The sequence below is a fragment of the Rhodoferax sp. OV413 genome (assembly GCF_945881795.1).
In the GTDB taxonomy this organism is placed as follows: domain Bacteria; phylum Pseudomonadota; class Gammaproteobacteria; order Burkholderiales; family Burkholderiaceae_C; genus Allorhodoferax.
The window spans coordinates 1-9,099 of the sequence record NZ_CAMCVG010000086.1 but is presented as its reverse complement, the minus strand read 5'-3'; the positions used below and the strand labels follow the sequence as shown (position 1 = coordinate 9,099).

At 65.1% G+C, this 9,099-nt stretch carries 9 protein-coding genes; 5 read left to right on the top strand and 4 right to left on the bottom strand.

Going from position 1 to position 9,099, the window contains the following annotated elements:
- A partial coding sequence (gene recA, locus Q0O05_RS10025; protein ID WP_293662631.1) for a recombinase RecA occupies nucleotides 1-603 on the bottom strand: 603 nt, incomplete at its 3' end.
- Nucleotides 604-751: 148 nt separating this feature from the next.
- Between recA and Q0O05_RS10020 the strand changes: the two genes are divergently transcribed.
- From Q0O05_RS10020 to Q0O05_RS10010, 3 genes are all read left to right on the top strand, one after another.
- The gene (locus Q0O05_RS10020; RefSeq protein WP_293662630.1) at nucleotides 752-1,234 is read left to right on the top strand and encodes a helix-turn-helix domain-containing protein; all 483 of its coding nucleotides are present in this window, start codon (nucleotides 752-754) and stop codon (nucleotides 1,232-1,234) included.
- A 78-nt stretch (nucleotides 1,235-1,312) separates the two neighbouring features.
- Nucleotides 1,313-1,987 carry a response regulator transcription factor gene (locus Q0O05_RS10015; RefSeq protein WP_293662628.1) on the top strand — a complete coding sequence of 225 codons (675 nt, stop codon included), beginning with the start codon at nucleotides 1,313-1,315 and terminating at the stop codon, nucleotides 1,985-1,987.
- A gap of 90 nt (nucleotides 1,988-2,077) precedes the next feature.
- Entirely contained in the window at nucleotides 2,078-3,523 is a 1,446-nt protein-coding gene (locus tag Q0O05_RS10010) for a sensor histidine kinase (protein ID WP_293662626.1), read from the top strand.
- Between the two features lie 12 nt (nucleotides 3,524-3,535).
- Here Q0O05_RS10010 and Q0O05_RS10005 read toward each other — a convergent pair whose 3' ends face one another.
- The 3 genes from Q0O05_RS10005 to Q0O05_RS09995 are packed head-to-tail and all read right to left on the bottom strand — an operon-like array spanning nucleotide 3,536 to nucleotide 5,567.
- A complete protein-coding gene (locus tag Q0O05_RS10005; protein ID WP_293662624.1) occupies nucleotides 3,536-4,216 on the bottom strand; it encodes an SPOR domain-containing protein in 681 nt (226 codons plus the stop codon).
- A 27-nt stretch (nucleotides 4,217-4,243) separates the two neighbouring features.
- On the bottom strand, nucleotides 4,244-5,062 hold the full coding sequence (locus Q0O05_RS10000; protein ID WP_293662622.1) for a biotin--[acetyl-CoA-carboxylase] ligase: 819 nt from the start codon (nucleotides 5,060-5,062) through the stop codon (nucleotides 4,244-4,246).
- Between the two features lie 4 nt (nucleotides 5,063-5,066).
- On the bottom strand, nucleotides 5,067-5,567 hold the full coding sequence (locus Q0O05_RS09995; RefSeq protein WP_293662620.1) for an SET domain-containing protein-lysine N-methyltransferase: 501 nt from the start codon (nucleotides 5,565-5,567) through the stop codon (nucleotides 5,067-5,069).
- Nucleotides 5,568-5,669: 102 nt separating this feature from the next.
- Between Q0O05_RS09995 and Q0O05_RS09990 the strand changes: the two genes are divergently transcribed.
- Nucleotides 5,670-8,717, top strand: coding sequence for a DNA topoisomerase III (locus Q0O05_RS09990; protein WP_293662618.1), 3,048 nt, complete (start codon nucleotides 5,670-5,672; stop codon nucleotides 8,715-8,717).
- Nucleotides 8,718-8,917: 200 nt separating this feature from the next.
- Nucleotides 8,918-9,099: twin-arginine translocation signal domain-containing protein (locus Q0O05_RS09985; protein WP_293662616.1), on the top strand; the 182-nt coding region annotated here is incomplete at its 3' end.

Sequence of the window (9,099 nt, the reverse complement as noted above, 5' to 3'; positions counted from 1 at the left end):
GTTGATGAAGATGACCATGCAGTTGGTCTTCTTGATGTGGGCGGTGAGTTTGCGTAGGGCCTGGCTCATCAGGCGCGCTTGCAGGCCGGGCAGGCTGTCGCCCATTTCGCCCTCGAGTTCAGCCTTGGGCGTGAGCGCGGCCACCGAGTCCACGATGATCAGGTCCACCGCGCCGGAGCGCACCAGGCTGTCCACGATTTCAAGCGCCTGCTCGCCGGTGTCGGGCTGGCTGATCAGCAAGTCCTGCAGGTTCACGCCCAGCTTCTGGGCGTACTGGATGTCGAGCGCGTGTTCGGCGTCGACAAAGGCGCACTGGCCGCCTTGCTTTTGCATCTCGGCCACCACCTGCAGCGTCAACGTGGTCTTGCCCGAGGACTCGGGGCCGTAGATTTCCACCACACGGCCGCGCGGCAAGCCGCCTACGCCCAGCGCAATGTCCAGCCCCAGTGAGCCGGTGGAGACGACCTGAATGTCTTCAATCACTTCGCCCTCGCCCAGCCGCATGATGGTGCCTTTGCCGAACTGCTTTTCGATTTGGGCGAGCGCGACTTGCAGGGCCTTGGCCTTTTCGGCGTTGGCGGGGGATTTAACGTTGGCTTCCATGAAAATCTCCTGAAAAAATAAAAAGTTGTAGAGGGTTGAAATCGGTCTGCATCTGTCTGGTGTTAACAACAGGCTGGATGCTTGAACAGTAGTTTATGGGCGTGGTGAATCTTGTGCAACCCGTTTTTTGGTCAGTTTGCATTACTATTTGGCCATGCAGTCCCCGCTCCAACCTGACGCCTGGCGAACCAACCACGTAGGCCACTGGCTGCGCCTGGCGCTGGAGCGGTTTGATGCGCGGGTGCAGGGACTCATGGCCAGCCACCCGGCGGTACCGCTGGGACTGGCGAACCTGGCGGCACGCGGCCAGATCGGGGCGGCGCACATCCACATCACCCGCCACCTCGAGCTACAGGGCACGCGCCTTACCGCCCTGGCCGCGCGCGCCGGCATGACCAAGCAGGCCATGGCCACGCTGGTCAGCCAGTGCGAGGCCTGGGGCATGGTGGAGCGCTCCGACGACCCCGCCGACGCCCGCGCCAGGCGCATCTGCTTCACCGCCGCGGGGCTGGCCTGGGTGCAGGCCTATCAGGACGCGGTGGCGCAGGCGCACCTGGAGCTGGAGCAGGCGGTGGGCTCGGAAGTAGCCACGGTGATTGCCCTGGGGCTGGAGGCTTACGCGGGGCAATAGGCCCCGCAGCCCTCCCGCCGCTGCGGCCTAGAATGGCAGCAAAACGGCCGCAGCGCCGCACACAACACGGAGACCAGCATGCGCATTTTGATAGCTGAGGATGATCAAGTTCTGGCCGACGGCCTGCTGCGAGCGCTGCGAAACGCCGGCGCTGCGGTAGACCATGTGGCCAGCGGCTCCGAGGCAGATGCCGCGCTCATGACCAATACCGAGTTCGACCTGCTCATCCTCGATCTGGGCCTGCCCAAGCTGCACGGGCTGGAAGTCTTGAAGAAGCTGCGCGCGCGCGGCTCGTCCCTGCCGGTGCTCATCCTCACCGCTGCTGACAGCGTGGACGAGCGCGTCAAGGGGCTGGACTACGGCGCCGACGACTACATGGCCAAGCCCTTCAGCCTGCAGGAGCTCGAGGCACGGGTGCGCGCCCTGATACGCCGCGGCATGGGCGCCACCACCAGCAACATCAAGCACGGCCCGCTGACCTACGACCAGGCCGGGCGCGTAGCCACCATCGACGGCAAGATGGTCGAACTCTCGGCCCGCGAGCTCGGCCTGCTCGAAGTCCTGCTGCAGCGCGCCGGCCGGCTGGTGAGCAAGGACCAGCTGGTCGAGCGCCTGTGCGAGTGGGGCGAAGAGGTGAGCAACAACGCCATCGAGGTCTACATCCACCGCCTGCGTAAAAAAATCGAGAAGGGCCCCATCCGCATAGCCACCGTACGCGGCCTGGGCTACTGCCTCGAAAAAATCCAGTCCTGATTAAATTGCTATGCTTTTCATAGCTGCTTGCGCATATTCCACCTGCTGCGCAAGCCGATTAGATGCCTATTTGCGCGCGGGACAGCGGCGGTGAAGATTTTCCAGCGCGAACAACGCAGCCTGTTCGGGGAGATTCTCGATTGGATGCTCACGCCGCTGCTGCTGCTCTGGCCGGTGAGTCTGGTGCTGACCTGGCTGGTGGCGCAGGGCATTGCGGGCAAGCCCTTCGACCGCGCCCTTGAATACAACGTCGGCGCGCTGGCGCAGCTCATCACCGTCAGCAAAAACCGCGCCCAGTTTGTGCTGCCGCTGCCGGCGCGCGAGCTCCTGCGTGCTGACGACGCCGACACGGTGTACTACCAGGTGCTGGGTACCCGGGGCGAGTTCCTGAGCGGCGAGAAGGGCCTGCCGCTGCCGGCGGATGACGAGCGGGTCGCCAGCGGCGAGGTGCTGCTGCGCGAGGTGGAATTCAAGGGCGTGGACCTGCGGGTGGCCTACATGTGGGTGCGGCTGGACGTGCCCGACGGACGCCCGGCGCTGGTGCAGGTGGCCGAAACCATGGACAAGCGCTCGGTACTGGCCACTGAAATCGTCAAGGGCGTGATGCTGCCGCAGTTTGTCATTCTGCCGCTGGCGGTGCTGCTGGTCTGGCTGGCGCTGGTGCAGGCCATCCAGCCGCTGAACCGGCTGGAAGAGCGCATCCGGGCCCGCAACCCGGACGACCTCAGCCCGCTGGACGTGGAGGCGGTTCCGCTGGAGGTTGTGCCGCTGGTGTCGTCGGTGAATGACCTGCTGCTGCGCCTGAAGGACTCGATTTTTACCCAAAAGCGGTTTCTCGCCGATGCCGCCCACCAGCTCAAAACGCCGCTGGCCGGGCTGCGCATGCAGGCTGACCTGGCCCAGCGACCGGGCGCCAGCGCCGACGACCTGAAGCAATCGCTGCGCCAGATCGGCCGCTCCAGCATCCGCGCCACCCACACCGTCAACCAGCTCCTCGCCCTGGCACGCGCCGAAAGCAGCGGCACGGTGCTGGCCCACCAGCCCTGCGACCTGGCTCGCCTGACGATGGACGTGGTGCGGGACTGCGTGCCCCGCGCGCTTGAAAAAACCATCGACCTTGGCTACGAGGGCGTGGAGCCCGGCACCCCCGGCGCAGACATTCCCGGCAACCTGACCCTGCTCAAGGAAATGGTGCGCAATCTGGTGGACAACGCCATCAACTACACACCCTCGAACCCCGAGCGGCCGGGCGTGATCACCGCCCGCGTGTTGCTGGATCCCTTCAGCGGCGCGCTGGTGCTGCAGGTCGAGGACAACGGCCCGGGCATTGCGCCGGCCGAGCGGGAGCTGGTGTTCCAGCCCTTTTACCGCGCACTGGGCAACGACGCCGACGGCTCCGGCCTGGGCCTGTCGATCGTGCGGGAGATTGCCCGCCAGCACCATGCCGATATGTCGCTGGACGACACCCGCGCGGGCCAGACGCCGCCCGGAGCCACCTTCACCCTGCGTTTTTCGCGGTTTGCCGGACCTGCCTGAGGCCCCGCCCGCTCAATTACAGGCCTTGAGAGGAACCCCCGCCAGCGCCGGCTTGGCTTGCGCCAGCTTGGCGCGAATGGACTCAGTGGCTGCGGGTACCTTGAGCAGGTACACCGGGCCCGCATCCCGCCCCTGCAGCACCCGGGCAGTACGTATGCCCTTGTTGGCGAGCCGCGCCAGCTCGGTCTTGGCGGCCGCTTCGCTCTCCAGTACCGCCAGCACCAGCCCCGGCTCCAATTCGCCGGTCGCGGCGGGCTGGCCGGTCACGCCCAGCGCCTTCAATTCGGCCTGCTTTTTCAGCATCTGCTCGTCGCTGGCATAGCGGCCCATGTAGATGACCCAGCGGGGTTTGGCGGGGGTGGCTTCAATGTCCCAGCTGCCGGCCGGCAGGGCTGCTTCCATTGCCTTGCGCACCACGGCGACTTGCTTGTCTTTCAGGGGACCGGCCTGCAGGCAATCCCGGGCGGGCTGAGCCGGCTCGGCCGGCTGGGAGGACTGAGCGCTTGGGGCCTGCGCCTTCTCCAGCTCGGCCTCCGTAAGAAGGCGGATGTTCTCGGGCTTGATTTGTGCCTGCAGGCGCTGCGGCTCGGTGCGCATGGCCGGCGCAAAGCCGTACATCTGAAAGTAACGCTGGCTCCAGGCGAAATACACCGCATTGGCCAGCAGCAGCACCAGAACAAGGATTCGCAACATTCGGTTAGTTCCAGGGGTCGGGTCGAATCAGGGGGGCGGGGCCAGCGGACCTTGGCGCACGCTCACCTCGGCGCTGTGGATGCTGACCATCCCCGCCTCAGTATGCACCAGCAGTGCCCCGCTGGAATCGACACCAGAGGCCATACCCCGGGTGCCGTTGGTGCAGACCACCGGCTGCCCGAAGAGCAGGTCACGGCTGCGAAAGGCGTCTTGCAGGGGGGCAAAGCCTTCGGACGCAAACTGCAGCACCGCATGCACCAGCGGTGCGGCCACACGTTGCAGCGCGGCGGGCGCATCCAGCGCCGGCAGGAGCTCCTGCAGCGCGGCCGGCGGCGTGCGCAGGCCCGCGCTCTCGCTCGGCGTCATCGGGCTGATGTTGATACCCACCCCGATGACGGCATAGCGCTCCTCGCCAACACTGGTGGTCTCTATCAAAATACCGGCCAGCTTGCGGCCTTGCCACCACACATCGTTGGGCCACTTGAGCTGCAAATCAGGGTGAAGGCTGCGCACCACCGACAGACCCACCGCCAGCGACAGGCCCGACCAGTCCTGAGGCTGCAGGGGGAGCCCCAGCGAAAAGGTCAGGGTGCCGCCCGCGCCGGCGGTGTCGCTCTGCCAGTCGCGCCCCAGGCGGCCGCGGCCGGCGATCTGGCGCTCGCCCACCAGCAGGACCGGATCGGCCAGGCCGGCGCGCGCGCGGCGCATCAGTTCGGAATTGGTGGAGTCCACCCGGGGCAGCACCTCAACGCTGAGGCCCGGGAGCGCCGCGAACACGGCCTCCCATATCGCCTCAGCCGGCCACTTCAGCGGAGCAGCGGGCAGCGGCACGGGTCCGGTGGGCATGGGTTCAGCGGGCGCGGCCCTTGGGCGCGAGCAGGGTGCCGCGGCAATTCTTGCTGCCGCACCAGCAGGGGTACTCGGCCTTGAGCTTGGGTGTGTAGCGCTCTTCCAGAATCAGGCCGTAGTCGTAGTTCAGCTCTTCGCCGGCAGTGATATTGCGCAGGGCCTTGATGAATACGCGCCCGTCCTCTTCATCGGCTACGCAGTTGCCGTCGCAGGAGTGATTGATCCAACGCGACGAGTTGCCGCCAAACAGGGCGTCAATCACGCGGCCGTCGTCGAGCGAAAAGTAGAAGGTGTGGTTGGGGTCCTTCGGGTCGTGGGGGTGGCGGTCTTGCGCCTCCTGCCAGCTGATGATCTCGCCCACGTACTCGATGATGGTCTCACCCTCGGCAATGTCCTGCAATGCGAACACGCCCTTGCCGTGAACCCCCGAGCGCCGCGTCTGGATGCGCCGCTGCGCGGACGGACCCGCGCCGGCAGCAGATTTTGCGGAGGGTTTCGCCACGGTTGGAAAATTTGGTATGGTGAATCGTATGGGCGCGCATGTGTGCGTGCCTGCGTGTGCAAGTGCGCGCCTGCGCGCACGCGAGAATTGGATTGTAGTCAGATGAAAACCGCAGATTTCGCTAAAAACACGTCGTCCACCAAGACACTCGTGATCGCCGAAAAGCCATCCGTGGCCCAGGACATCGTGCGGGCGCTCACGCCCACCGCCGGCAAGTTTGAAAAACACGATGAGTATTTCGAAAGCGACACCTACGTAGTCTCCAGCGCGGTGGGGCACCTGGTCGAGATTCAGGCGCCCGAGGCCTTTGATGTAAAGCGCGGCAAATGGAGTTTTGCGCACCTACCGGTGATTCCGCCGCACTTTGACCTCAAGCCGGTCGACAAAACCAAGACCCGGCTGAACGCGGTGGTCAAGCTGGCCAAGCGCCGGGATGTAGACAAAATCGTGAACGCCTGCGATGCGGGCCGCGAGGGGGAGCTGATCTTCCGCCTGATTGAGCAATACGCCGGCGGCGCCAAACCGCTGGGCAAGCCGGTCAGCCGCCTGTGGCTGCAGTCGATGACGCCGCAGGCCATCCGCGACGGCTTTGACAACCTGCGCACCAACGCGCAAATGCAGCCCTTGGCCGACGCCGCGCGCTGCCGCTCGGAGGCCGACTGGCTGGTGGGCATCAATGGCACCCGCGCCATGACCGCCTTCAACAGCCGCGACGGCGGTTTCTTCCTGACCACGGTGGGCCGGGTGCAGACGCCCACGCTCTCGGTGGTGGTGGAGCGCGAAGAGCTGATCCGCAAGTTTGTGAGCCGCGACTACTGGGAAGTGCACGCCACCTTTGCCGCACTGGCCGGCGAATACCCCGCCAAATGGTTCAACCCCGCGCACAAGAAAGACGCCGACGACGCCGAGAAGAAGGCCGACCGCGTCTGGTCACGCACAGAAGCCCAGGCCATTGCCGACGCGGTGCGCGGCCAAAGTGCGGCGGTCACGGAGGAAAGCAAGCCCACCACCCAGGCCAGCCCGCTGCTGTTTGACCTGACCAGCCTGCAGCGCGAGGCCAACGGCAAGTTCGGCTACAGCGCCAAGACCACGCTGCAAATTGCCCAGAGCCTGTACGAGCGCCACAAGGCCCTGACCTACCCGCGTACCGATTCGCGCGCCCTGCCCGAGGACTACCTGCCGGTGGTCAAAAAGACTTTCGAGATGCTGGCCGACAGCGACCTGCGGCATCTGGCCCCCCATGCGCTCACCGCCCTGAATAACAACTACATCGTGCCGACCAAGCGCGTGTTTGATAACGCCAAGGTGTCAGACCACTTCGCCATCATCCCCACCCTGCAGGCGCCCAGCGGCCTGAGTGAGGCTGAGCAAAAGGTGTACGACCTGGTGGTGCGCCGCTTCATGGCGGTGTTTTTCCCCAGCGCGCAATACCAGGTCACCACCCGCATCACTACCGTGACCGCCGCAACCGGCGCGGCCCAGCACGCCTTCAAGACCGAGGGCAAGGTGCTGGTCAAGCCGGGCTGGCTGGCCATCTACGGCAAGGAAGCCGCGGCGGAAGTCGAAGACGCCAAAGACGGCGACAAGGGCCAGAGCCTGGTGCCGGTGGCGCCCGGCGAGAAGGTGCGCGGCCAGAGCGTGGAGGCTAGAGGCCTGAAAACCAAGCCACCGGCCCGCTATTCGGAGGCCACGCTGCTCGGCGCCATGGAAGGTGCCGGCAAAACCGTCGAAGACGACGAGCTGCGCGAGGCCATGCAGGAAAAAGGCCTGGGCACCCCCGCCACACGGTCTTCCATCATCGAAGGCCTGATTGCAGAGAAGTACATGCTGCGCGAAGGCCGCGAGCTGATTCCAACCGCCAAGTCCTTCCAGCTGATGACGCTGTTGCGCGGACTCGATGTGCAGGAGCTCACCAAGGCCGAACTCACCGGCGAATGGGAATACAAGCTCGCCCAGATGGAGCAGGGCAAGCTCAGCCGCGAAAAGTTCATGGCCGAGATTGCCGCCATGACCGAGCACATGGTGAAGAAGGCCAAGGAATACGACCGAGACACCATTCCCGGCGACTACGCCACGCTGGCCGCCCGCTGCCCCAACTGCGGCGGCATCGTCAAAGAAAACTACCGCAGATACTCCTGCACCGGACCGGACGGGCACAGCGAAGGCTGCGGCTTCTCGTTCGGCAAGTCGCCCGCCGGGCGCACCTTTGAGCAGGCCGAGGTGGAGCAGTTCTTGCGCGACAAACACATCGGGCCGCTGGACGGCTTCCGCTCCAAGGCGGGCTGGCCGTTTGTGGCGGAGATGGTCATCAAGTTCGACGAGGAAACCAAGAACTACAAGCTGGAGTTTGACTTCGGTGACGACAAGGCCGGCCAGGAAGACGGCGAAATCATTGACTTCAGCAGCCAGACCGCCCTGGGCAATTGCCCCAAGTGCGGCGCCGCGTCTGCCAACCCGGCCGGCGGCCTCGTGTTTGAGCACGGCAAGAACTACGTCTGCAACAAATCGGTACCCACCGACGCCCAGCCCACGCCGAGCTGCGACTTCAAGAGCGGCCAGATCATCCTGCAGCAGCCCATTGAGCGCGAGCAGATGCAAAAGCTGTTGACCGACGGCAAGACCGACATGCTGGAGAAGTTTGTCTCGATGCGCACCCGCCGCGCCTTCAAGGCCATGCTGGCCTGGGACGCGGCCGAGGGCAAGGTGAACTTTGAGTTCGCGCCGTCGAAGTTCCCGCCGCGCAAGCCGGCCTACAAGGCGGCCGCCAAGACCTCAGCCGCCACAGGCGCTACAAAAACAGGAGCATCTCGCGCAGTTACGGCGGGCGGTGCGGCCGCAAAAGCCACTAAAAAAGCCGCTCCGGCCAAAAAGGCAACCGCAGTCAAAGAGGCCAAGCCCAAAGCCCCGCGCAAGACGACCGCGGCCAGCGGCAAACAGCCCAGCGCGGCATTGGCCGCCGTCATTGGCGGCGAGCCGGTAGCCCGCCCGCAGGTGATGAAAAAGCTGTGGGACTACATCAAGGCCAACGGCCTGCAGGACGCGGCCGACAAGCGCAACATCAACGCCGACGCCAAGCTGCTCGCGGTGTTCGGCAAACCGCAGGTGAGCATGTTTGAGCTGGCGGGCATTGCCGGCAAGCACCTGAGCTGATCCACCCGCGCACCCGTATGGAGCCCGCCGCCGGCGGGCTTCTTTACGCCCGGCGGCCTGCCGTGTCTGTCACACAAAGCGCAGATTAGGGTTTATCCCGTAAGTAGTCAGCTATCACCCAAACGGGTTCGTTCGGCTGAATACTCCGGCTGTCACATGCCCCTTCGAGGTGTGTGCTTACAAACCCACCGGAGACAACAATGCGCGTCATTTCCATAGCCCCCGAGAGCCCCGAAGTCGCGGGTTGCGACGAAGACAGCGGCGTGGTCCGCAAAGTCAATTTGCCGCTCGCCCGGCGAGATTTCCTCAAAGGCTCAGGCCTGTTGTTTGGCACGCTCGCCACCGGCACCCTGCTGGCAGGCCTTGCGCCATCCAATGCCTG